Annotated in this window: 21 protein-coding genes and 1 riboswitch; of the genes, 9 read left to right on the forward strand and 12 right to left on the reverse strand. The window is 71.9% G+C overall.

Features of this window, described 5'->3' with window-relative positions:
- Positions 1 to 49 precede the first annotated feature (49 nt).
- The 3 genes from OHO27_RS31395 to thiO form a co-directional block, all read right to left on the reverse strand.
- The gene (locus tag OHO27_RS31395) at positions 50 to 844 is read right to left on the reverse strand and encodes a thiazole synthase (protein WP_328428331.1); all 795 of its coding nucleotides are present in this window, start codon (positions 842 to 844) and stop codon (positions 50 to 52) included.
- A gap of 3 nt (positions 845 to 847) precedes the next feature.
- Complete coding sequence (gene thiS / locus OHO27_RS31400) at positions 848 to 1,060, reverse strand: sulfur carrier protein ThiS (RefSeq protein ID WP_328428332.1); 213 nt, start codon at positions 1,058 to 1,060, stop codon at positions 848 to 850.
- Positions 1,057 to 2,223: a glycine oxidase ThiO gene (thiO, locus tag OHO27_RS31405; RefSeq protein ID WP_328428333.1), complete on the reverse strand. Its 1,167-nt coding sequence runs from the start codon at positions 2,221 to 2,223 to the stop codon at positions 1,057 to 1,059. Before thiO ends, thiS begins: the two co-directional genes overlap by 4 nt.
- Positions 2,221 to 2,332, reverse strand: a riboswitch (TPP riboswitch). It overlaps the preceding gene by 3 nt.
- A gap of 52 nt (positions 2,333 to 2,384) precedes the next feature.
- Here thiO and OHO27_RS31410 point away from each other — a divergent pair.
- The 6 genes from OHO27_RS31410 (at position 2,385) to OHO27_RS31435 (ending at position 7,713) form a co-directional block, all read left to right on the forward strand.
- A complete protein-coding gene (locus OHO27_RS31410) occupies positions 2,385 to 2,759 on the forward strand; it encodes a hypothetical protein (RefSeq protein WP_328428334.1) in 375 nt (124 codons plus the stop codon).
- A gap of 32 nt (positions 2,760 to 2,791) precedes the next feature.
- The gene (locus OHO27_RS31415; protein ID WP_328428335.1) at positions 2,792 to 4,021 is read left to right on the forward strand and encodes an NAD(P)/FAD-dependent oxidoreductase; all 1,230 of its coding nucleotides are present in this window, start codon (positions 2,792 to 2,794) and stop codon (positions 4,019 to 4,021) included.
- Positions 4,022 to 4,098: 77 nt separating this feature from the next.
- A complete protein-coding gene (locus OHO27_RS31420) occupies positions 4,099 to 4,464 on the forward strand; it encodes an Rv2175c family DNA-binding protein (RefSeq protein ID WP_328428336.1) in 366 nt (121 codons plus the stop codon).
- 508 nt (positions 4,465 to 4,972) lie between these two features.
- Entirely contained in the window at positions 4,973 to 5,635 is a 663-nt protein-coding gene (thiE, locus tag OHO27_RS31425) for a thiamine phosphate synthase (protein ID WP_328428337.1), read from the forward strand.
- Between the two features lie 137 nt (positions 5,636 to 5,772).
- Positions 5,773 to 6,696 (forward strand): methylenetetrahydrofolate reductase [NAD(P)H], encoded by a 924-nt coding sequence (gene metF / locus OHO27_RS31430; protein ID WP_328428338.1) that lies wholly within the window; start codon positions 5,773 to 5,775, stop codon positions 6,694 to 6,696.
- A gap of 57 nt (positions 6,697 to 6,753) precedes the next feature.
- Positions 6,754 to 7,713: an SCO2102 family sporulation regulator gene (locus tag OHO27_RS31435; RefSeq protein ID WP_328428339.1), complete on the forward strand. Its 960-nt coding sequence runs from the start codon at positions 6,754 to 6,756 to the stop codon at positions 7,711 to 7,713.
- Positions 7,714 to 7,743: 30 nt separating this feature from the next.
- Here OHO27_RS31435 and OHO27_RS31440 read toward each other — a convergent pair whose 3' ends face one another.
- The 5 genes from OHO27_RS31440 to OHO27_RS31460 all read right to left on the reverse strand — a co-directional run bounded on the left by OHO27_RS31440 (position 7,744) and on the right by OHO27_RS31460 (position 13,914).
- Complete coding sequence (locus tag OHO27_RS31440; RefSeq protein ID WP_328428340.1) at positions 7,744 to 9,258, reverse strand: phytoene desaturase family protein; 1,515 nt, start codon at positions 9,256 to 9,258, stop codon at positions 7,744 to 7,746.
- A 68-nt stretch (positions 9,259 to 9,326) separates the two neighbouring features.
- On the reverse strand, positions 9,327 to 9,941 hold the full coding sequence (locus tag OHO27_RS31445) for a DUF4126 domain-containing protein (protein WP_328428341.1): 615 nt from the start codon (positions 9,939 to 9,941) through the stop codon (positions 9,327 to 9,329).
- A 394-nt stretch (positions 9,942 to 10,335) separates the two neighbouring features.
- Positions 10,336 to 10,965, reverse strand: coding sequence for a TetR/AcrR family transcriptional regulator (locus tag OHO27_RS31450; RefSeq protein WP_328428342.1), 630 nt, complete (start codon positions 10,963 to 10,965; stop codon positions 10,336 to 10,338).
- 23 nt (positions 10,966 to 10,988) lie between these two features.
- Entirely contained in the window at positions 10,989 to 13,073 is a 2,085-nt protein-coding gene (locus OHO27_RS31455; protein WP_328428343.1) for a YhgE/Pip domain-containing protein, read from the reverse strand.
- The gene (locus tag OHO27_RS31460) at positions 13,045 to 13,914 is read right to left on the reverse strand and encodes an ATP-binding cassette domain-containing protein (RefSeq protein ID WP_328428344.1); all 870 of its coding nucleotides are present in this window, start codon (positions 13,912 to 13,914) and stop codon (positions 13,045 to 13,047) included. Before OHO27_RS31460 ends, OHO27_RS31455 begins: the two co-directional genes overlap by 29 nt.
- Positions 13,915 to 13,983: 69 nt before the next feature.
- On the opposite strand from OHO27_RS31460, the gene OHO27_RS31465 reads away from it, so the two are divergent.
- The 3 genes from OHO27_RS31465 to OHO27_RS31475 all read left to right on the forward strand — a co-directional run bounded on the left by OHO27_RS31465 (position 13,984) and on the right by OHO27_RS31475 (position 16,371).
- Complete coding sequence (locus OHO27_RS31465; protein WP_328428345.1) at positions 13,984 to 14,565, forward strand: SAV_6107 family HEPN domain-containing protein; 582 nt, start codon at positions 13,984 to 13,986, stop codon at positions 14,563 to 14,565.
- 293 nt (positions 14,566 to 14,858) lie between these two features.
- On the forward strand, positions 14,859 to 15,686 hold the full coding sequence (locus OHO27_RS31470) for a class I SAM-dependent methyltransferase (RefSeq protein ID WP_328428346.1): 828 nt from the start codon (positions 14,859 to 14,861) through the stop codon (positions 15,684 to 15,686).
- A 292-nt stretch (positions 15,687 to 15,978) separates the two neighbouring features.
- Positions 15,979 to 16,371 (forward strand): DUF3040 domain-containing protein, encoded by a 393-nt coding sequence (locus tag OHO27_RS31475; RefSeq protein ID WP_328428347.1) that lies wholly within the window; start codon positions 15,979 to 15,981, stop codon positions 16,369 to 16,371.
- Positions 16,372 to 16,521: 150 nt separating this feature from the next.
- On the opposite strand, the gene OHO27_RS31480 is transcribed toward OHO27_RS31475, so the two are convergent.
- The 4 genes from OHO27_RS31480 to OHO27_RS31495 all read right to left on the reverse strand — a co-directional run bounded on the left by OHO27_RS31480 (position 16,522) and on the right by OHO27_RS31495 (position 22,160).
- Positions 16,522 to 18,906, reverse strand: coding sequence for a transglutaminase TgpA family protein (locus OHO27_RS31480; RefSeq protein WP_328428348.1), 2,385 nt, complete (start codon positions 18,904 to 18,906; stop codon positions 16,522 to 16,524).
- The gene (locus tag OHO27_RS31485) at positions 18,903 to 20,276 is read right to left on the reverse strand and encodes a DUF58 domain-containing protein (RefSeq protein WP_328428349.1); all 1,374 of its coding nucleotides are present in this window, start codon (positions 20,274 to 20,276) and stop codon (positions 18,903 to 18,905) included. The genes OHO27_RS31480 and OHO27_RS31485 overlap by 4 nt, the downstream gene beginning before the upstream one ends.
- Positions 20,273 to 21,316, reverse strand: coding sequence for an AAA family ATPase (locus tag OHO27_RS31490; RefSeq protein WP_328428350.1), 1,044 nt, complete (start codon positions 21,314 to 21,316; stop codon positions 20,273 to 20,275). The genes OHO27_RS31485 and OHO27_RS31490 overlap by 4 nt, the downstream gene beginning before the upstream one ends.
- A gap of 232 nt (positions 21,317 to 21,548) precedes the next feature.
- Complete coding sequence (locus OHO27_RS31495) at positions 21,549 to 22,160, reverse strand: beta-class carbonic anhydrase (protein WP_443059634.1); 612 nt, start codon at positions 22,158 to 22,160, stop codon at positions 21,549 to 21,551.
- Positions 22,161 to 22,326 lie beyond the last annotated feature (166 nt).

Raw genomic sequence — 22,326 nt, forward strand, 5'->3', positions numbered from 1 at the left:
CGCCTCACTGGCCGAAGACTTTCCATCGAACGTGCGTTCAGAACTGCTCTCAGAACGCCGGCCGCTCCGGGTCCAGCCTCGCCACGCCCTCGACCGGCGACGACGCCTGAGCGAAGTGCCGCATCGGAATCCTCCCCGCCCGGTACGCCAGCCTCCCGGCCTCCACCGCATGCCGCATCGCGTCGGCCATCAGCACCGGTTCCTGGGCCCGCGTCACCGCTGAGGCGAGCATCACACCCGCGCACCCCAGCTCCATCGCCAGCGCCGCGTCCGACGCCGTACCGGCTCCCGCGTCCAGAATCACCGGCACGCGCGCGTGCTCCGTGATCAGCTGGAAGTTGTGCGGATTGCGGATGCCCAGCCCCGAACCGATCGGCGACCCCAGCGGCATGATCGCCGCGCAGCCGACGTCCTCCAGCTTCCGCGCCAGCACGGGGTCGTCATTGGTGTACGGCAGCACGGTGAACCCGTCGTCCACCAGCGTCTCGGCCGCGTCCAGGAGCTCGATCGGGTCCGGCAGCAGCGTCCGTTCGTCGGCGATGACTTCCAGCTTGATCAGGTCCGTACCGAGCGCCTCGCGCGCGAGGCGGGCCGTCAGCACGGCCTCTCCCGCCGTGAAGCACCCCGCCGTGTTCGGCAGCACCCGGATCCCGAGCTTCTCCAGCACCGACAGCACCGAGCCGTGCACCGACGCGTTCACCCGCCGCATCGCGACCGTCGTCAGCTCGGTCCCGGACGCCACCAGCGCCCGCTCCAGCACGTCCAGGCTGGGCGCCCCGCCCGTGCCCATGATCAGACGGGACGTGAAGGACGTACCCCCGATGACAAAGGGATCGTCGGCCATGGTTCAGCCTCCTTGGACGGCGGTCAGGACCTCGACGCGGTCCCCCTCGGAGAGGGACGTCGACGGCCACTGCGTGCGCGGGACGACGGTTTCGTTGAGGGCGGCCGCCACTCCGGAGGGCGCCGCGGTGAGGGACTTGACGAGCGTGTCGAGAGCCGTGCCTGGCGCGATCTGCCGACGCTCGCCGTTGACCGAGATGGTGACCGGCATGCTCATGCGGGCTGCTCCGTGAGTGCGGCGGCGCCGAAGCGCCTGGGGGTGAAGGCGCGGGCCTCGTCCGGGAGCTCACCGGTGGTCAGGACGTGCGCCATCGCGTCGCCGGTGACCGGCGTGAGCAGCACGCCGTTGCGGTGGTGCCCGGTGGCCAGCGACAGCCCCTCCAGCTCGGTCGGGCCGAGCAGCGGAGCGTTGTCGGGGGACCCGGGGCGCAGGCCGGCCCGCGTCTCGGTGAGCGGCAGTTCGGTGATGCCCGGCACCAGCTCGTGCGCGTCGCGCAGCAGCTCGTACACGCCACCCGCGGTCACCGTGGTGTCCCAGCCCAGCTCCTCGCTGGTCGCTCCGACGACCAGCTCCCCGCTCTCGCGCGGCACCAGATACACCTGGCTGCCCCGCACCACGGCCCGCACGGTCCGGCTCAGGAACGGCGCGTACCGCTGCGGCACGGTCAGCCGCAGCACCTGCCCCTTCACGGGGCGTACGGGCGGCAGTACGTCGTCCGGGACCCCGGGCAGTCGCCCGCTGAGGCTGCCGGCCGCGAGGACGACCTGGTCCGCGCGCAGCTCGGTGCCGTCCGCCGTGGTGACTCCGGCGGCCCGGTCCCGGACGACGTCGAAGCGCTCGGCCCAGGCCCGGTGGAAAACCACCCCGGCCCGCTCGCACGCGGCCACCAGCGCCCCGGATAGCCGCCGCGGGTCGATCTGGTGGTCACCGTCCACCCGCAGCCCGCCGCGCACGCCCGGCGCGAGCATCGGCTCCAGGCGCCGGCACTCCCGCCCGGACAGCCACTCGGAGTCCAGGCCGGACTGGCGTTGCAGAGCGTGCAGGTCGCGCAGATGGGCACGGTCGTCCGCGTCCAGCGCGACGGCGAGCGTGCCGCACCGGCGGTAGCCGAGGTCGTGGCCGGTCAGGTCGGTCAGCTCGGCCGCGAAGTCCGGGTAACGGCGGGCCGAGGCGAGGTTCAGGCCGAGCAGGGTCTGCTCGCCGTAGTGCAGTTCCGTGACGGCGGCCAGCATCCCGGCCGCCACCTGGGCGGCGCCGCCACCCGGCTCGGGGTCCACGACTGCCGTCGTGAACCCGCGTTGCGCGGCCCGCCACGCCGTGACCAGGCCGATGATTCCGCCCCCGATGACAAGGACGTCTGACGTTCGCGTACGCGACATGGGCGTCCAGCCCCTCCCTTCGCCGGCATGACCCGGATCAGGTTCGTACGGTCGGAGGCCGCCAGCCTCCCTCTCAGCCCGGTGCGTCCGGGCTCCCGCGAGTGCTCTACGTTGGCCACCCTAGCCCGCCGCCGTAAGTCTCAGTAAGGGAGCCCGTGCCGATGGCCCGCTCGCTCGACGGTCTTGTCCTCGCCCCCGTCGCGGACCAAGCCCCAGGTCAGGTGGGTACGCGCACCCGGTTCGCGTACCACGAGAAGGACGGCGAGATCTGGGCCGAGTACACGGGCGGCGACGTCGTGCGCGGGTACCTGGTGGGTACCAGGGACGGCAACCGGCTGGACTTCCGGTACGTACAGCTGAAGCGGGACGGCACGACGTCGTCCGGCCACTGTGTGTCGACGGTTGCCGAGCTCGTCGACGGCCGGGTGCGGCTGGAGGAGACCTGGGAGTGGGAGTCGCAGGCGGGCAGCGGGACCAGCGTGGTGGAGGAACTTCCGGTCGAGGTTGTGCAGCAGGTCACTCAGCACGCCCCCTGACTGACAAATAGTCAGTTGTCTATGGTGATCAGGTGAGCGAGCAGACGCAGCAACGGGGCACGTCAGCGGCACGCCGCGTGGTCGTCGCCGGTGCCGGCATGGCCGGCGTGCAGACGGCGGTCGCCCTGCGGGAACAGGGCTTCACCGGCACCGTCACACTGATCGGCGCCGAACCCCACCAGCCGTACGACCGGCCGCCCCTGTCCAAGGCCGTGCTGCTCGGCAAGGCCGAGGGCTCCGCCTTCGACGTCGACTTCGAGGCGCTCGGCGTCGAACTCCAGCTGGGGCGCGAGGTGCTGGGCGTACGCCCCGCCGAGCACACGCTGGACACCGAGGCCGGGCCCGTCCCGTACGACGTCCTCGTCCTCGCCACCGGTGCCGAACCGATCCGGCTGCCGGGCGCGGAGGGTGTGCCCGGAGTGCATCTGCTGCGCACCCTGGACGACGCCGAGCGGTTGCGGCCGGTACTGGCCCGGCAGCACGACATCGTGGTGGTCGGGGCGGGCTGGATCGGCGCGGAGTTCGCCACGGCCGCGCGCGAGGCGGGCTGCGCGGTGACCGTCGTGGAGGCCGCCGAACGGCCGCTCCCGGGTGCGCTGCCCGCGGAGGTGGCCGCGCCGATGACCGCCTGGTACGAGGACAGCGGGACGGTGCTGCGCACGCACGCGCGCGTGGAGCGCGTCGAACCCGGCGAGGTGATCCTCGACGACGGCTCGCGGGTGCCCGCCGGTGCGGTCGTGGTCGGCATCGGGGCGCGGCCCGCCACGGCCTGGCTGGCCGATTCGGGCATCGAGCTCGGCGTACAGGGAGACGTCGTGGCCGACGAACGCCTGCGCACGTCCGTGCCGGACGTCTACGCGGTCGGCGACTGTGCCTCCTTCCCGTCGGGACGGTACGGCGAGCGCCTCCTGGTCCACCACTGGGACAACGCCCTCCAGGGCCCGCGCACGGTCGCCGCGAACATCCTCGGCGAGAGCTCCGCGATCTACGACCCCGTGCCGTACTTCTGGTCCGAACAGTTCGGCCGCTTCGTCCAGTACGCCGGCCATCACGCCGCCGCCGACACGCTCGTGTGGCGCGGCGACCCGTCGGGCCCCGCCTGGACCGTCTGCTGGCTGCGGGGTGAGCGACTCGTCGCCCTGCTGGCGGTGGGCCGACCGAGGGATCTGGCACAGGGCCGACGGCTGATCGACGCGGGCACGCCGGTCGACGCGGAGCTGCTGAGGGACCCGGGGCGGCCGATGAAGGCGGCGGTGGCGTAGCACGTCACCCCAACAGGTCCTCCCAGGTGGACCGGCCTGACTTCCGACTGTCAGTGGCAGATGGCAGGCTTGTTTCCGTGACCGAGATTGACGCAAGAACCGATGCTCTCGTCCCCGCCTGGCTCACCCTCCCCGACATCGCCGAAATGCTCGGCGTCGAGGTGACCCGCGTCCGGCAGCTGGTCAAGGACGGCCAGCTCATCGCCGTACGCCGTGGTGAGAACCGCGCGCTGCACGTCCCCGCCGCCTTCATCGACGAGGACAAGGTCGTCAAGGGTCTGTCCGGGACCCTGACGCTCCTGCGGGACGACGGCTTCACGGACGAAGAGATGCTGGAGTGGCTCTTCACCCCCGACGACAGCCTGCCCGGCACCCCCGCGCAAGCCCTCAGTGAGAATCGCGGCACGGAGGTGAAGCGCCGCGCCCAGGCGCTCGCCGTCTGAGTCCGAACCCACCGATCCGAACACCGTCCGGCGCACGGGCTGGCCACCCTACGGGCCACGGCCACGGCTGCGGCCGTGGCTGGTTGCGGCCCGAGGCCGGGAGTGGGACGCGCGTGGCGCACGGTGGGGAGTGCGTGCAATGGCGTGGAGCGGCGGGAAGAACCCGCCGCTCCCGTTCGGGGCCGCTGGCCGGCTCGTAGGCCATCGGCGCGACGGCATCTCCGCAAGCGCGGGGGTTTCGGTCGTCCGGGCCGTCATGGTTCGGGCCGACGTGGGCCGGCGGCCCACGCCGCGTCCGGCCGGTGCCGCACTGAGGTCGAGACGCCACCGGAGGGCGCCGTCCCGGGGCTCGGGGCCGGGCCTCGCCCGCACCGGCGGCTGGGTCCGTCGGCACTGCGCCCGCCCCAGCCCACCACACCCCACCGCTGTGCGACGTCGCGCCCCGCTCCGGCTACCGTGCCACCGTCCGACGTCACCCGTCCGGCAACCCGACCACAGGGGGCACCGTATGTCCGACACCGTCACCGCAGGCACCGCCCGCGCCCAGCTCGCCGATGCCCGGCTCTACCTCTGCAGCGGCGCCCGCAAGCAGCAGGGCGACCTCGCGGAGTTCCTGGACGCCGTGCTGGCGGCGGGCGTCGACATCGTGCAGTTGCGGGACAAGGGCATGGAGGCGGCCGAGGAGCTGGAGCATCTGAAGGTCTTCGCCGACGCCTGCGCCCGGCACGGCAAGCTCCTCGCGGTCAACGACCGTGCCGACGTGGCCCACGCCGCCGGCGCCGACGTCCTGCACCTCGGCCAGGGCGACCTGCCCGTATCCGCGGCCCGCGCGATCCTCGGCGGCGACGTCCTCATCGGCCGCTCCACGCACTCCGAGTCCGAGGCGTCCGCGGCCGCCGTCCAGGAGGGCGTCGACTACTTCTGCACCGGCCCCTGCTGGCCGACCCCCACCAAGCCCGGCCGCCACGCCCCCGGTCTCGACCTGGTCCGCCACACGGCAGCCCTCGGCACCGACCGCCCCTGGTTCGCGATCGGCGGCATCGACCTCGCCAACCTCGACCAGGTACTGGAGGCGGGCGCCCGCCGTGCCGTCGTCGTACGGGCGATCACGGAGGCGGACGACCCGGGCGCGGCGGCCACGGAGTTCGCCAAGCGGCTGCGGCAGGGGTAGCACCTGGTAGCCCCTACGCCCCGCTGGGCACCCCGGATCTCCTGACGTTTGTCCAAGGCGTGGACAACAAACCGGCAAATCGGGCAAATGTCCGGCGTCTGGTTGGGGGACCGGGGCCCCCTGACTAACCTGCGAGTATGGCCCTCGGCACCGCATCCATCAGATCGGACCACGCTCGTACCGTGCGCGAGATGCTCGCGACCGGAAAGACGACGTATTCCTTCGAGTTCTACGCGCCCAAGACCCCGAAGGGCGAGCGGAACCTGTGGAACGCGCTGCGCCGGGTCGAGGCCGTAGGACCCGACTTCGTCTCCGTGACCTACGGCGCGGGCGGTTCCACCCGCGCGGGCACGGTCAAGGCGACCGAGGCGATCGCCTCGGACACCACGCTCACCCCGATCGCCCACCTCACCGCCGTCGACCACTCGGTGGCCGACCTGCGCAACATCATCGGGCAGTACGCCGACGCCGGGATCCGCAATATGCTCGCGCTGCGCGGCGACCCGCCCGGCGACCCGCTGGGCGAGTGGGTGCCGCACCCTCGGGGCCTCGCCTACGCAGCCGAACTCGTCGAACTGATCAAGGAGTCCGGCGACTTCTGCGTGGGCGTCGCGGCCTTCCCCGCGATGCACCCGCGCTCCGCCGACTGGGAGGCGGACGTCCGTCACTTCGTCGACAAGTGCCGGGCCGGCGCGGACTACGCGATCACGCAGATGTTCTTCGAACCGGAGGATTACCTGCGTTTGCGCGACCGAGTGGCTGCCGCGGGCTGCGACACCCCGATCATCCCGGAGATCATGCCGATCGCCAGCGCAAAGACGTTGGAGCGCATCCCCTCCCTCACCAACGCCGCCTTCCCGGCCGCCCTGAAAGAGCGGATCCTCACAGCCAAGGACGATCCCGCGGCTGTACGCTCCATTGGCATCGAGTTCGCGACGGAGTTCTGCGCGCGGCTGCTCGCCGAGGGAGTGCCCGGACTGCACTTCATCACGCTCAACAACTCCACAGCTACCTTGGAAATCTACGAAAGCCTGGGCCTGCACCACCCACCGCAGGCCTAGACCGGCCGTCCTGATATACGTCACACTGCGTAGGCGGCCACTGGGAGAGGGGCGTACATGGGCTGGACGGTCCTCTACATCGCATTCGGCGTCGTCGCGCTGTGGCTGCTGGGCGAGGTGCTGCTGCAGTACAAGGCGCGGCTGCGCTGGCGGCTGCTCGCCTTCGTCGGGTTCCTCGGCGTCGTGGTCGGGGTGCTGATTCCTTCCGTCATCGTCATCGGTCTGGGCGCGGCAGCGTTCGCGGTCGGCCAGACCTACGTCACGCTGTCGTTCCGCCGCGGCTTCTCGGCGGGCTGGGCGGTCTCCGCGCCGGCCCTGGGCCCGCTGGCCGCCGCCAAGCGGCGCCGCGGTGAGCCCGACCGCCAGGAGCCGACCCTCGAGGTCTCCGACCTGGAGGCGGCCGAGGGTGGCTACGCGGGCCACGACGCCAAGTACGGCCAGGACAGCGTCGGTTATGGCGACGACTACGACCGCGACGACGTGTTCACCCCGTCCCGCCCTGCTCAGCCCACCGCCGCCGAGACGACCTCCGTGTATGAGCCGCAGCCCCTGCCGGACGACACGGGCTCCTACGGCATATACGGCGGCGACCCCGCCTACGCCGCCGCCGACCAGAACTACGCGGCCCCGGGTCAGCCCCAGGACCAGTACGCGACGGCCGACCAGGGCTATGCGTACGACGGCTACAGCGGCTACGACCAACAGCAGTACGGCTACGACACCACCGGCCAGCAGCAGTACGCCGCGTACTCCGACCCGTACATCGGCACCCAGACCTACGGCGGTGCCTCCTACGACGCCTATGGCCAGCAGCAGTACGGCCAGCAGGGCTACACCCAGGACCAGTACGCCACCGGCGCCTACGGTGAGACCCCGTCCGGCGGCGTCTGGGTCCCGCAGCAGCGCACCGACGAGGCGTACGGCGGCGAACTTCCGCCCGAGCAGCAGTACCCGTACCAGGGCGACGGCCAGCAGCACGGGCAGGGGCAGGGGTACGACGAGCAGTACCGTTTCTGACGGCCCCGCGCGGCGCCGCTCACGTCCGGGTCACTGAGAGCCCCTGAACTCGGGCCCCTCCACGATCAGTCCCGCCACCAGCGCGCCCGACATGCCGGCGTGGGGGAGCCCACCGCCCGGATGGGACCAGCCCCCGACCGTGAACAGGCCGGATACGGCCGTGCTGTTGGACGGGTGCAGCAGACGCCCCTGCGCCGCCGCCAGCGCGGGCGCCGGAACCGCTCCGCCCTCCGCGCCGGTCTCCTCCGCGATGTCGGCCGGCGTACGCACCTCGTGCCAGAGGAGCCGGTCACGAAGGTCCGGCACGGCACGCTCCGCGACCGTGATCAGGTCTTCGGCGTGCCGGTCGAGGTTCTCCGGTTCCGCCCCACCCCGGTCGGGTTGTGCCGGCACCGTCGCAGTGAGCGTGATCGCTTCATGTCCGGTGTCCGGAACGAGCGCCGGGTCGTCGGGCCGTAGGACGGTGACCGTGGCCCGGGCGGCCATGCCCCCGGCCGTCCCGAACAAGGCGTCCAACTCGGCCTCACGGTCCTCTGCATGCACCACAGTCCGGTGCGCCGCGTCTTCCGGCCGGGCCCCGCGCAGCGCCAGCAGCACCGTCAGACGGCTCGCCGCCCCGCGCTGGGGTGCGACCTCGCCCTCGCCGCGCGGCGCCGTACCCCGGACCAGGCGGTCCAGCACCCAGGGGGCGACCCCGGAGACCACGAAGTCGGCCTCCACCACCGAACCGTCGGCCAGTTCGAGCCCCGCCGCCCTGCCGTCCTTCTCCAGGACCCCGGAGACCTCCGCGCCGAAGCTGAACTCGACCTTCCGGGCCAGGCACCGCTCGTACACCGCCCGCGCCAACTCCCGTATGCCGCACCGCACATACCAAATCCCGAACGCGTGCTCCAGATAGGGCAGCACCGCCGCGCTTGCCGGGGTCTCGCGCGGATCCAGGCCGTACGCGAGCGCGTGGCTCTCCAGCAGTGCGACGAGCCGGGGGTCGCGCAGCTCCCAGGCGCCGACCTCGGCGAGGGTGCCGGCCCGGCGGGTGCGCAGGAACCGCTTGTGAGGGACGGCAGGGTAGGGCTCGCGCTCGGCCAGCGCCTGCCAGTTCGGCCACAGGGGCTCCTCCAGCAGGGGCCTGCGCGTGCGGTCCCAGGCCTCGCGGGCGCGGACCAGGAAGTCGCCCCACCGGCCGCCCGTGCCGGCGCCCAGCGCCGCGTCGAGGGCTGTCACGACGCCCGCGCGCGAGGCGTTCGGCAGCCGGGCCTCGGTGCCGTCCGCGAAGACGTGCCGCGCGGACGGGTCGACCTGGACCAGCTCGACGCACGCCTCCAGGGGCTCCTTGCCGGTCTTGATGAACAGATCGCGGTACACGGCGGGGAGAGGGAGCAGACCCGGGCCCGTGTCGAACCCGAAGCCGTCGCGCTCGAAGCGGCGCACCGCTCCGCCGTACGTCTCCGTACGCTCGTACACCGCCACCCGGTGGCCCGCGACGGCGAGCCGGGCAGCGGCCGCCATCGCGCCCATCCCGGCGCCGATCACCGCAATCCTTGCCATGCGTGGGACTTTATCGGCCGCCACTGACAACGGCTGCCTGACCTCGGGCGCAAGCGCAGGCGAGGGCCTCAGCCGGGCCGTTGACCCACCGCCTGGGCGAGCCGCTTCTCTTCCCGGCGCTCCGCCCTGCGGCGCAGGAAGCGACGGATCCGGGAGACCAGGAAGAGGAGCAGCAGCAGCCCGGCGAGCAGCAGGACGCCCGCGATGACCGCCGCGGCGACGGGGTAGAAGATCGCGAGGGTGATGAGGGCGCCGACGCCGAGGTCCTCGGCGATGCTCACCACGATGTTGCTGAACGGCTCCGGCGAGGTGTTGACCGCCATCCGCGTGCCCGCCTTGACCAGGTGGCTCACCAGCGCCGTGGAACCGCCGACCGCGCCCGCCGTCAGCTCGGGCAGCGACCCGCTCTGCCCGGCGAGCAGCGCGGCCACGACCGCGCCCGCGACCGGCCGGATCACAGTGTGCACCGAGTCCCACGCCGAGTCCACGTACGGGATCTTGTCGGCGACGGCCTCGCAGAGGAACAGCGCGGCGGCCGCGATCAGTACGTCGGGTCGTTGCAGCGCCTCGGGCACCTCGTCGCTCAGCCCTGTCGCGCCGAACACGCCGAGCAGCAGGACCACGGCGTAGGAGTTGATGCCGCTGGCCCAAGCGCTGGTGAAGATCAAGGGAAGTATGGACACGGACGCGATCGTAACCAGTCGGCAACGGCGGGGCTTGGGGATGAGTGCGCAGTTCTGAGTACGCGTACCTAGTCGGTGAGTTGAGTACGCGCGCGGATGGGCCCCGACCTGCTCGGACGAGAGAGTGGGGGCACGGAGAAGGGGATCGGCTCCGGCACCGGCGACACGGGGCGCCGGAATCGGAGCGGCCCCGGATCCGCTCCTTCCGCCGGCCCGGCGTCGGCGGGAGCGAGACGGGGGTCCCGGGGGAACGACCGAACGGGGGTCCAGGGGGGACACGGGGGAGTACGGGGGAAAACGGGGGAGCACGAGAAGGCGCCGGGTCGACAGTGGCCCGCGGGGGACGCGGCCACCGTCGGACCGGCGCTTTCGTGTGTGTACGACTCCTGCCGCGTCAGCGGCGCCCGCTCACCCGGCCCTGCAACAGCCGGGACAGCGCCGAGTGCACGTCGTCCAGGGAGCGCTCCGGCTGGAACGACTTCCAGTCCAGCGCGGCCACCAGGACCATGCCGACCAGGGCGGCGGCGGTCAGCTGGACGTCGATCTCCTCGCTGAACTCGCCGTTGTCCACGCCCTCGCGGAGCACACCCTCGACGACCGCGACGGCCTGCTGCCGGACCACCATCAGCGTGGACTGCCAGGCCCGGTTCGTCCGCCACAGCTCGGCTACGTAGAGCTGGGTGAAGGACGGGTAGCGGTCGATGAAGACGAGCCCCGCGCGGATCATCGCGTCCAGGGCGTCCACCTTGCTGCCGCCGTCCCGCGCGGTCTTCTCGGCCGCCTCCCGCAGGGAGGCGGTGAGGAGTTCGACTCCGTGGCGCAGCAGCTCCTCGAAGAGGACCGACTTGCTGGCGAAGTTGTAGTAGACCGTGCCCTTCGCCACCCCGGCCCGTTCGGCGATCTCGTCAACGGTGGTGGCGGAGAAGCCCTGTTCGGCGATGAGCGTGACGGCCGCCTCGTAGAGCTTCTGCCGGGTGGCCTCACGGCGTGTGCTGCCGCCCGACGCGGCGTTGCTGCTTTCCATGGGCCTGATTGTCCCGCGCGCGTTCACAGGGTCAGCTCCGGGTGCAGCCGGTCGAGCGTCCACACCTGCCGGCGACGGGCCGACAGGGCGGTCAGCGCGAGGGCGGCCGCGGTGAAGGCGGTGAGCACCACGCACGCCTGCCACACCGGTTCCAGACCGCCGCCCGTGATGAGCCTCCTGAGCGCCTCCACGACGTAGCTCATCGGCAGGAAGGGGTGCAGCGCGTTGAAGAAGCCCGGGCTGGTCTGCACGGGATAGGTGCCGCCCGCGGACGTCAACTGCAGCATCAGGAAGGCCAGGACGAGAATCCGGCCGGCCGCCCCGAAGCGCGCGTTCAGCCACTGCACGATCGCCGCGAAGCACGCCGTCACCAGGAACAGGAAGCCCACCGTCCCGGCCGCCCGCACCATCTGCAGCCCGACCGCCCAGTGCAGCACCGACATCAGGGCCACCGTCTGCAGCACCCCGATCGCCACCACGGGCAGCCAGCCGGCCAGCGCGATCCGCCACGCCGAGGCGCCGGCGGCGAGCGCGCGCCGGTTCATCGGCGTGATCACCATGTACGCCACCATCGCGCCCACCCACAGGGACAGCGGGATGAAGTACGGGGCGAATCCGGTGCCGTAGTTGGGCGCCTTGTGCATGTCCCGCGAGACGAGCTGGACCGGGTCGGACATGACCTCGGTGCGCTGTTCGCGGGCCTTCTTGTCGTAGTCGGGGATCTGCTCGGCACCGTCGTGCAGCCCGTCCGAGAGCTTCCCGGAGCCGTCGACGAGCTTGTAGATGCCGCCGTTGAGGTCGACCGCGCCGGACTTGAGCTCGCCCACGCCGGTGTCCAGGTCGACGGCGCCGGACTTGGCCGAGCCGAGGCCCGAGTGCAGCTTCTTGGCGCCCGCGGCGACCTTGCCTGCCCCCTGGTTCAGCTTGTTGATCCTGCTGACGGCGTCGTCGAGGTCCTCGGAGAGGCGGGGCGCGCGGTCGGCGAGCGCCTGGGACTGCTTCTGGAGGGTGGCGAGGTGCTTGTCGAGCTTCTTCAGGTCGCCGTCCTGGTCGGCGATCAGCGTGTTGAGGTCGTCGGCGATCCCCGCCACGTCCGCGGCCGACTGCTTCGCCTTCTTCAGGTCGGAGCAGGCCGGGTCGGGCAGTACCGGGTCCTCACAGCGCGCCTTGTAGATGAGGTTCAGCGCGTCGGACGCCGTACGGGCGCCCTTGGCGGCGGCTGGAGCGCGCTCGACCAGGTCGTCGAGGTTGTTGCGGATCGCGCCCGAAGCGTCGGCGACCAACTGGGCGGTGTCCCCGATGGTCTTCTCGTTGTCCTTCAGGAACGGCCCGATCTTGCTGTCGACCCCGTTGACCCTGTCGGCCAGCGTCTGCGTCCCCTCCGCGACCCGCCTGGAGCCGTCCTCCAGATCGCCCGCCCCGGTGTTGAGCTTCTTCAGGCCCGTGGACAGCTTGCCGCTGCCCTTCTTGGCGTCCTTCAGCCCGTCGGCGAGGTCCTTGGAACCCTTCTCCGCCTTCCCGATGCCGCCTTCGAGCTTGTCGGCGCCGTTCGCGGCCTTGACCGTCTTGCCGTGGATGTCGGAGAACGAGACGAAGATCTTGTCCAGGAACGACCGCGACGCCTTCGTGGACGCAGCCTCGCGCACCTCACTGAAGACCGTCCGCGAGATCTGCCCGACGATGTAGTTGTTCGCGTCGTTCGTACGCACCTGAAGTGCGCCCGTCTCCGGGGAGTCGCCCGAGCTGGAGGCGATCCGCTCACTGAAGTCGGCCGGCATGGTCAGCGACAGGTAGTAGGTGCCGTTCTCGACACCCTTCCGGGCCTCGGCGGCACTCACCTCCCGCCAGTCGAAGACGTCGCTCTCGCGCAGCCCCTTGGTGATGTCGTCACCGGCGGCGAGCTTCTTGCCCTCGACGCTCGCCCCCTTGTCGTCGTTCACGAGCGCCACGGGGATGCGGTCCAGACGGCCGTACGGGTCCCAGAACGACCACAGGTACAGGGCGCCGTACAGCAGGGGCAGCACCAGCAGCGCGACCAGGGCGGCACGCGGCAGCTTCCCCCGGCCGAAGCGCCGGAGCTCAAGCGCGGCCAGCCTCGGCGAGCGCATCGGCGGCCTCCTTTCCGTCGGTTTCCTCGCGCGTGGGCGCCTCGTCGACCGCATGGGTCGACACCTTGACCGTCCCGTCGGGGGCCTCGCTGCACACCGCCACGACCGTGGTCCCGGCCTCGGCGATCGACTTCAACAGCGCCCAGACCTCAGCCCGTTCGGCGTCCGAGAGCTTGAGGTCGGTGTCGTCGACACCGAGCACGCGCGGGCGCGCGATGAGGGCCAGTGCGACGGACAGCCGCAGCGCCTCCAGCCGCTCCAGATCCCGTACGGCCGTACGCGAGCCCTTGGGCAGGGGGTCCAGGTCGAACCCCGCCGCCGTCAGCGCGGCGTCGATACGCTGCCGCTCCCCGGCCCTCCGCTCGCCACGCGGGCGCAGCAGCCCGCGCAACGAGTCGCCGAACCGCCGCTGCAGCAACGCCCGTTCGCGGAGGTGCTCGGCGACGGTCAGGGCCGGGTCCAGGTCGGTCACGCCCGGGACATGGGCCAGGGCGCTGACACGCCGTACCGCCGCCATGCGCTTGGGCAGCCCGGCCGCGCCGACGGTGGCGGACCCCTCGGTGGGCTTCATCCGCCCGGTGAGCGCGAGCAGCAGACACGTACGGCCGGTGCCGGACGGTCCCTCGATCGTGATCAGCGAGCCGGCCTCCGCCTCGAAGGAGACCCCGCGGAATGCCCATCCGCGGGGCCCTTCGAGGCCAAGACCCCGGGCCGCGACGCCGGTCGCGGCGACGGTTCCCCCATCCCTGCCCCCTCTTTTGAACTGACTGGTCAGTGCAAAAGTTAGCCCGAACTCTCGATCGAAGCAAAATCCCAGGTCAGAACGGATTGTCAGTGCCATACCTCACGATGGGCACATACGGCATCCCGTATCAGGGCGTGCCGTCACACAGACGACAGGAGGTTCGTCATGGCCAGCTATCACGCAGCAGCCGCCCGCCGGCGCCGCGCCACCGGCCCTGCCCCCTCACTGACCGGCCCGGCGAGCGACGTGCACCCCGTGCTCCGCCGGACCACGGCCCCGCCCGCCGCCCTCGACCTGCTCGCCCAGGCCCGTGCCGGACTGGACGAAACCGCCGTACTGGAAACGTCGAACGAGCGCTACGCCACAGCCCACCTCGCCGCCCTGCGCATCGCCGCCGCCGTGCTCGCCGCGCGGGGGCGCCCGGAGGCCGGCCCCAGGCGCCGGGCCCGCATCAGGAGCGCATGGGAAGTGCTCCCCGAGATCGCGCCCGAACTCACCGAGTGGAGCGCGCTGTTCGCCTCCGGCGCCCGGCGCCGCGCCCGGGCCGAGGCGGGCATCCAGGGCGCGGCCAGCCGCCGGGACGCCGACGACCTGATACGCGACGTGGCGATGTTCCTGCGCCTCGTCGAGCGAATGCTGGTGCTCCAGCCGGTCCTGCCACAGCCGCGACCGGACATGGACGGGACGGACGGGGAGGGTGCCGACGGTTCGCGTCACGCGCGGGACGACATGCCGGACGCGGGCTGAGGGCGGATCGGGGGATTCGGGGCCTGTGCGGGGCCGTTACCGGGGCTCTGGCGTCGGACAACGGTCCCCGGCATCCGCCCGCGCAGTCCCCCGGTCCGGGCACGCCCTGGGCAGCACCGTCCGGCCGGCGAGACGGTCGGCGTACCCAGGCACCGCGATGGCCGGGTGGGCCGTCGTAGGCAATAGGGTGGAGGGCGCCTGAAGCCTTCCCCTCCCGTCACCCGGGCGGCCGGGAGGCAGCCCGTTTTGCTCCGCCGTGCAGACGGCGGCGCCGCGCCGAGGAGTCAATCGCCGTGTCGGACCCGATGCGCCAGCCCGTCTCCCACCACCACCCCCAACGGACGTCGCTGCGCTCCGGCCCCTCTCAACCCCGCGCGTCTCTCCGTACCGCCGTGGTCTGGGAGGTCCTCCAGGACGCCCTGGACCGCCGGGTCAAGGCCACGGGGCGGCAGGCGCTGGACGTCCTGGACACCGGGGGCGGCAGCGGCAACTTCGCCGTGCCCCTCGCCCGCCTCGGTCACCGCGTCACCGTCGTCGACCCCAGCCCGAACGCGCTCTTCGCCTTGGAGCGGCGTGCCGCCGAGGCCGAGGTCGCCGACCGGGTGCAGGGCGTCCAGGGCGACGCCCACGGCCTCTTCGACGTGGTCGAGCGCGGCGGATACGACGTCGTGCTGTGCCACGGCGTCCTGGAGTACGTCGACGACCCCGCCGAGGGCGTCCGCAACGCCGTGGCCGCCCTGCGCGCCGAGGGCGTCCTCAGCCTGCTCGCCGCCGGTCTGGGCGGCGCCGTGCTGGCGCGGGCCCTCGCCGGTCACTTCAAGGAGGCCAAGCAGGCCCTGGAGGACCCGGACGGCCGCTGGGGCAAGGGTGACCCCGTGCCGCGCCGTTTCACCGCCGAGCAGCTCACCGGGCTGGTCGAGGGCGCAGGCCTGCGCGTGGGGGCCGTGCACGGGGTGCGGGTCTTCGCCGACCTGGTCCCGGGCGTGCTGGTGGACACCGAGCCCGGCGCCCTGGAGGCGCTGCTGAAGCTGGAGGAGGCCGCGGCAGAGCTGTCCGCCTTCCACTCCGTGGCCACCCAGCTCCACGTGCTGGGCGAGACGCGGGAGGCCGCCGGGGCCTGAGCCGCTTTCCGTGAGCGGACCCCAGGGGTGCGCCGTTGATCAGGGGCTTGGCTGCACATGGAGTACGCCACAGGCCCCCCGATCGGACGCGCGGCGCCGTATGATCGAGGGAGACCGTTCCGGCATGACGGGTCGGCCGCTGGGGAATGCAGATCTCAGCGAGTCGGGACGTCCATGACGGAGCCCGGTTGGCCAATTGGCGTAGAGGGGCGGGTTTCACGGGGGCGATTCCCTGCCTATCCTGAAGGGACCCCCCGGGTCGCCCCGGCGACTGCACGATGAGGAGGACTCCGTGCCGCTCTCGGAGCACGAGCAGCGAATGCTCGAGCAGATGGAGCGAGCGCTGTACGCCGAAGATCCCAAGTTCGCGACAGCGCTTGAGGGAAGCGGGCTGCGTACGTACACCCGGCGACGGGTCTACCAGGCGGTCGCGGGCTTCCTCGTAGGTATCGCGCTCCTCATGGCTGGAATGGTCGCCAAGCAGGTGTGGCTGAGCGTGGTGGGCTTCCTCGTCATGCTGGGCTGTGCGGTACTCGCCGTGACCGGATGGCGCAAGGCCCCCAAGCCGGGCGAGCAGCCCGCGGGCGGCCAGCAGACGCGCCGCCAGCCACGTCAGAAGCGCTCCATGATGGCCCGTATCGAACAGCGCTGGCAGCGCCGCCGTGACGAACAGGGCGGCCATTAGCTCGACGAGCAGCTCCTGAACAGACGCAGGGGGTGACCACCGGTGGGTGGTCACCCCCTGACGTGTGCCTACGCCCTGTGATGTGTGCCTACGCCCGGCCGGGTGAGCCGGGGCCCGGCGGCCGGGCCTAGGCGGCCCGGGGCCGACCGGTTACCCCCGCTCACCCGGCGTGGAGGGCCTGCGCAACGTCGGGCGGGCCGCTGCGGCACGCCGTTTGACGTCGGTCCACCAGTCCGACAGGGCCCAGGCGACCCGCGCGCTCGAGCGTGGGGCCAGCCGGGCGCGCAGGTTCGTCGTCCAGGCGGACTTGGACTCGAGGTCGGACAGGACGCCGCGGACGTCCTCCGCAAGACCGGCCGGCGGGCGGGGGGTGGGGGCGTAGAGGACCTGTTCCACCGCGTCGGCCACCCGGTGCACCAAGGCTGCGGCCGGTGGGTCGAGATGACCCAGGCGGACGATGCGGGCCGCGGTCTTGCGGGGGGTCTGGGAGTCGTCCGGGGAGATACCGAAGTCCCAAGCGGTGTCCGTGAGTTCCTGCCAGACCGCCAGCGTGTGGAGAGATACGTCCGCCTCCGTGCGACCGTGCCCTCCGAGCCGTACCGCTCTGGTCCGCAGCCGCCACAGCATCGGCGCCAAGGGGATCAGCAGCGCCGCGGCGCCTCCGAGGGCCCAGGCCAGGATGACGTACCACTTCGGGCCGTCGTCGTCCGTGACGACCGCGGCTTCGGGGGACTCGCTCGCGCACAGTTCCGGGTTCTGCCCCGCGCAGCTCTCGCTCGTCGAGGGCGAGGCCGAGGGGCCCGTGCTCGTCGACTGCGAGGGCCGCGCCACGTCCGGCAGCGTGGAGCCGGTGGTGTCCGACTGGGTGTACGACGGCACCGAACCACGGGTCGGCGTCGGCTCGAAGCGGGTCCAGCCCACACCCTCGAAGTACAGCTCCGGCCAGGCGTGCGCGTCCTTCAGCCCCACCGAGACGGAGTTGTCGCCCTGCGGGGTGCCGGGCGCGAAGCCCACCGCCACCCGTGCCGGTATGTCCAGCGAGCGGGCCATCGCCGCCATCGCGAAGGAGAAGTGGACGCAGAAGCCCTGCTTGTCCTTCAGGAAGCGGGCGATCGCCTGCCGGCCGCTGCCGACCTTGACGTTGGTGTCGTACTGGAAGCCGCCCGTGACGGCGAAGTACTCCTGGAGCTTGACGGCCCGCTCGTAGGGGTTGGCCGCCCCCTCGGTAACCTCGCGCGCGGTCCGGGCGACCACCGTGGGCAGGGTGTCAGGCAGCTCGGTGAACTCGCGCTCCAGGGCCGCGGGCGGCTCCGGCGCGTCCGCGAGCTGCTTCGCCGTCGGCTGCACGTCGAGGCTGCGCACGGTGTACGTCGCCCCGCGTGTGGTCTGGCGGCGGTCGCCGACGACCGTCATGCCCAGAGGTTCGTACCGCCAGTTGCCGGAGATGTCGACACCGCTGGGCGGATACGGCATCGGCAGCCAGTTCTGCGCGTACCAGTCGGCGGCCGAGATGGTCGTCTCGACCTGTGAGCGCTGGACGTCCGGGCCGAGGCCGAACGGCGTGGGGAACTCGTTCGGCACGGCCTGGATGCCGCGCTTGGCCGGCTGCCAGGTGGTGCCGTCGAAGTCGTCCAGGGAGACGATCCTCAGATACATGTTCGACAGGTCGGCCGTGTCGGTCTTCAGGGAGAGCACCTCGCGGTCCTCGTCCACGTTCAGACTGTCGCGCAGCGACACCAGCGGGTTCACCGCCGAGATCGTGCCGCCGCTCCCGCTGCCGGAGCCGACCCCCGTGCCCGCGGCGTCCAGCAGGCCGCCGTTCATCGCGGGCAGGGCGAGCGGCACCGCCAGAGCGATGCCCAGCGCGACCACGCCGATGCGCCGCCCGGTGCGGACCGGCGCCACTGCGCCGGTCGGCTCCCCGCCCGGCATCCGTGGCGCCCCGCCGAAGACCCGGCCCCACTGCGAGAGCCGGTCGCGCCCCTCGGCCAGGAGCAGCATCAGATAGCCCGCGGCGGCGACCAGGAACCACAGCCAGTCCGCGCCGCCCTCCGACAGCCCCGCGGCGACGGAGTACAGCGCCAGCAGTGGCAGCCCGGCCGGGGCGGCGCTGCGGAACGTCACCGCCAGGGTGTCCACCGCCAGGCCGATGATCAGGACCCCGCCGATGAGCATCAGCCGGATGCCGTCCGACAGCGGAGCCGGAATCGAGTACCGGCTGACGTCGTCCGCGCCCGTCTGCAGCAGCTCGCCGAAGTGGGTGAACGCTTCGGGCCCGGGAATCACCCCGATGATCGCCTGCTGGTTGGCGAAGGTCAGGGTCAGCAGCATCAGGGCTACGAGGGCCTGCACCGCCACCGTCAGGGGGCGGGCCAGCGGCACCCGCCGGGTCGCCATGCCCACGCCCGTCTGGATGGCCAGCAGGAAGATCGCCTGCAGCAGCCAGGTGACCGGGGAGACCAGCGGCAGCAAGGCGCAGGACGCCATCAGCGTGGCCGCCGCGGCGCTCAGCGCCATCCGTGTCCGCCCGCTCATGCCCGTCCCCCCTCGCCATACGCGCCACTGATCGCGGCCGAGTCCGTGCGCGCACGGTCCGCCTGGCGCCACAGCTGGTCCAGCGAAGCGCCCCGCGGCACGCTCAGGGCCGTCCAGCCCGCCTCCCGCAGCATCCGCAACCGCTCCTCCCCCCTGTCCAACGCGCCTGGCACATCGGTGGGTTCCCGAACCCAGGACCCGCAGTCCAGCACGAAGGCCACCGCGCCGCCGCTGCGCTGCCGCATCTTGGCGGCCACGGTCGCCTGCTCCTCGTCGAGGTCGCCGAAGAAGGCGACCAGCAGCCCTTCGTTGCCGCCGCGCATGACGTCGTACGCCCGCGACAGACCCGTACCGTCCGAGTGGTCGACCACAGCGAGGGTGTCCATCATCAGCCCGGCCGCGTCCGCGGACTCCTGGCTCGCGCCCGCGAACCCGTCGGCGCCCTCGGCGGGCACCGAGCTGCCGGTGTCCGTCAGGAGCCGGACGGAGAAGCCCCGTTCGAGCATGTGGACCAGAACGGACGCCGTGCCCGACACGGCCCACTCGAAGGCCGAGTCGGGGCCCGCGCCCTGGAAGGCTGGGCCCCGGGTGTCCAGCAGCACTGTGCACCGGGCGCGCTGCGGCTGCTCCTCGCGGCGCACCATCAGCTCGCCGTAGCGGGCCGTGGAGCGCCAGTGCACGCGGCGCAGATCGTCGCCGTAGCGGTAGCCGCGCGGGATCACGTCGTCCTCGCCGGCCAGGGCGAGCGAGCGGTGCCGCCCGTCGCCGTAGCCCTTCGCCTCGCCGCTGAAGCGCACCGATGGCAGCGGCTCCACGCGCGGGATGACCGTCAGGGTGTCGTGAGCCGAGAAGGAGCGGGTCAGCTCGCACATGCCGAACGGGTCGCTCAGGCGCAGCTGCAGCGGGCCCAGCGGATAGCGGCCGCGCAGGTCGGAGCGCACACGGTAGGAGACCTCGCGGCGGCCGCCCGCCTCCACCCGGTCCAGGACGAAGCGGGGGCGCGGTCCGAGGACGTACGGCACCCGGTCCTGGAGCATCAGCAGGCCCGTGGGCAGCCGGGAGACGTTGTCCATCCGCAGATGGACGCGGGCCTCGCTGCCGGCGGGCACGCGCGCGGGGGAGAGCCTGCGGCTGCCCGCCACCCGGTAGCGCGTGCGGTACAGCACCGTCGCGCAGACCAGCGGGAGCACCGCGAGGAGCAGCCCGACGCGCAGCAGGTCGCTCTGCCCGAGGATGTAGGAGCAGATGGCGGCCGCGATACCGGCGGCCAGGAAGGAGCGGCCACGCGTGGTCAGACCGGCCAGTGCGGTGCGGATCCCGCTCTTCTCACCGCGGTCCGCCTCTGCCTGGCCGGTCCCACCGAAGGTCATCCGAGCCTCCGCGGCGGCTGCTGGCCGTACGTCGGAGTGCCCCGGCCGAGGCCCCCGAAGCCGGTCTGCTGCTGGGGCGCGGCGGGCACCGGGGTGCGCTGCATGATCTCCTGGACGACCTGCTCGGACGTACGCCGGTTCAGCTGGGCCTGCGCGGTGGGCAGCAGGCGGTGGGCCAGGACGGCCACGGCGAGGGCCTGCACGTCGTCCGGCAGCGCGTACTCCCGGCCGCTCAGAGCTGCGGACGCCTTCGCCGCGCGCAGCAGATGCAGCGTCGCGCGCGGCGAGGCGCCGAGTCTGAGGTCGGGGTGCGTGCGTGTGGCGCCGACCAGCTCCACCGCGTACCGCCGGACCGGCTCGGCCACGTGGACGCCGCGGACGGCGTCGATCAGCTTCACGATGTCGTGCGCGTGCGCCACCGGCTGGAGGTCCTCCAGCGGCGAGACACCGCCGTGCACGTCCAGCATCTGCAGCTCGGCCTCCACGCTGGGGTAGCCGACGGAGACGCGGGCCATGAAGCGGTCGCGCTGTGCCTCGGGCAGCGGGTAGGTGCCCTCCATCTCGACCGGGTTCTGCGTCGCCACCACCATGAAGGGGCTCGGCAGCTCATAGGTCTGCCCGTCGATCGTGACCTGGCGCTCCTCCATGGACTCCAGCAGCGCGGACTGGGTCTTCGGCGAGGCACGGTTGATCTCGTCGCCGATCACGATCTGGGCGAAGATCGCGCCGGGCTTGAACTCGAAGTCCTTGCGCTGCTGGTCCCAGATCGACACACCGGTGATGTCGGACGGCAGCAGGTCGGGCGTGAACTGGATACGCCGGACCGAACAGTCGATGGATCGCGCCAGCGCCTTGGCCAGCATTGTTTTGCCCACGCCGGGGACATCCTCGATCAGAAGATGTCCCTCGGCGAGCAGTACGGTCAGCGAAAGCCGTACGACCTCGGGCTTGCCCTCGATCACACCCTCCACCGAACTGCGGACACGCTCCGCAGTGGCGGTCAGATCAGTGAGGCTCGCTCGATCGTCATAGGTCGTCACCCGGCCCTCCTCGGCCCGTTCTTTCCGGGCCGACGCGATGCGGACCGGCCCACCCCTGGAACACGGACACCACGCGAGAAACGTTCCGCGTGCTGCCACACTCGCATTCTTGCTGCCGTTACCGATTCGTGTCACTCGACTGTGGACAACTGTCCGCGATATGTCAGGGCTTAGGGCCTTTTGTGCGCTCCAGAGGCCGAATTGACAGCGAAACGACAGGTGCGACGGAGGGTTACGCGGGATCGATCTCGCGCAGCAGACCCGTCTTCACGTCGAACACGAAGCCGCGTACGTCGTCGGTGTGCACCAGGAACGGCGAGGTGCGCACGCGCTGCATCGACTGCCGCACGTCCTGGTCGACGTCGCGGAAGGACTCCACCGCCCAGGCGGGCCGCTGGCCGACCTCCAGCTCCAGCTCGGTGCGGAAGTCCTCGGTGAGGGACTCCAGACCGCAGCCGGTGTGGTGGATCAGCACGATGCTGCGGGTGCCGAGCTTGCGCTGGCTGATGGTGAGCGAGCGGATCACGTCGTCGGTGACGACGCCTCCCGCGTTGCGGATGGTGTGGCAGTCGCCGAGCTCCAGGCCGAGCGCGGCGTGCAGGTCGAGACGGGCGTCCATGCAGGCGACGACGGCGACGTGGAGCACGGGCCGGGCGTCCATGCCCGGGTCGGTGAAGGCGGCGGCGTAGCGCTCGTTCGCCTCGACGAGACGGTCGGTGACCGTGCCGCGGTCGGCTATCGCGCCCTGGGGGCCAGTGGGAACCGATGCAGAAGTCGTCATACCCATGACGGTACTGGTCACGCGCCGAACGGTCCCGTTGTGAGAGGGGACAAAGAACGCCATCGAGCCTTGTTGTGAGCTAACCCATAGGGGTGCCGTGAGTGCGCCCATACGAGCGAATTCCCGCGCAGCGCGGCGGTGGCGGAACCCGAAGCGGCGACGCGCAGGCCGGTTGATTGACCGCGACAGACGGTGGACTAAAGTGACGCGAAGCGGGAGGCGAGACTCC

It is taken from the genome of Streptomyces sp. NBC_00443, assembly GCF_036014175.1.
GTDB lineage: Bacteria > Actinomycetota > Actinomycetes > Streptomycetales > Streptomycetaceae > Streptomyces.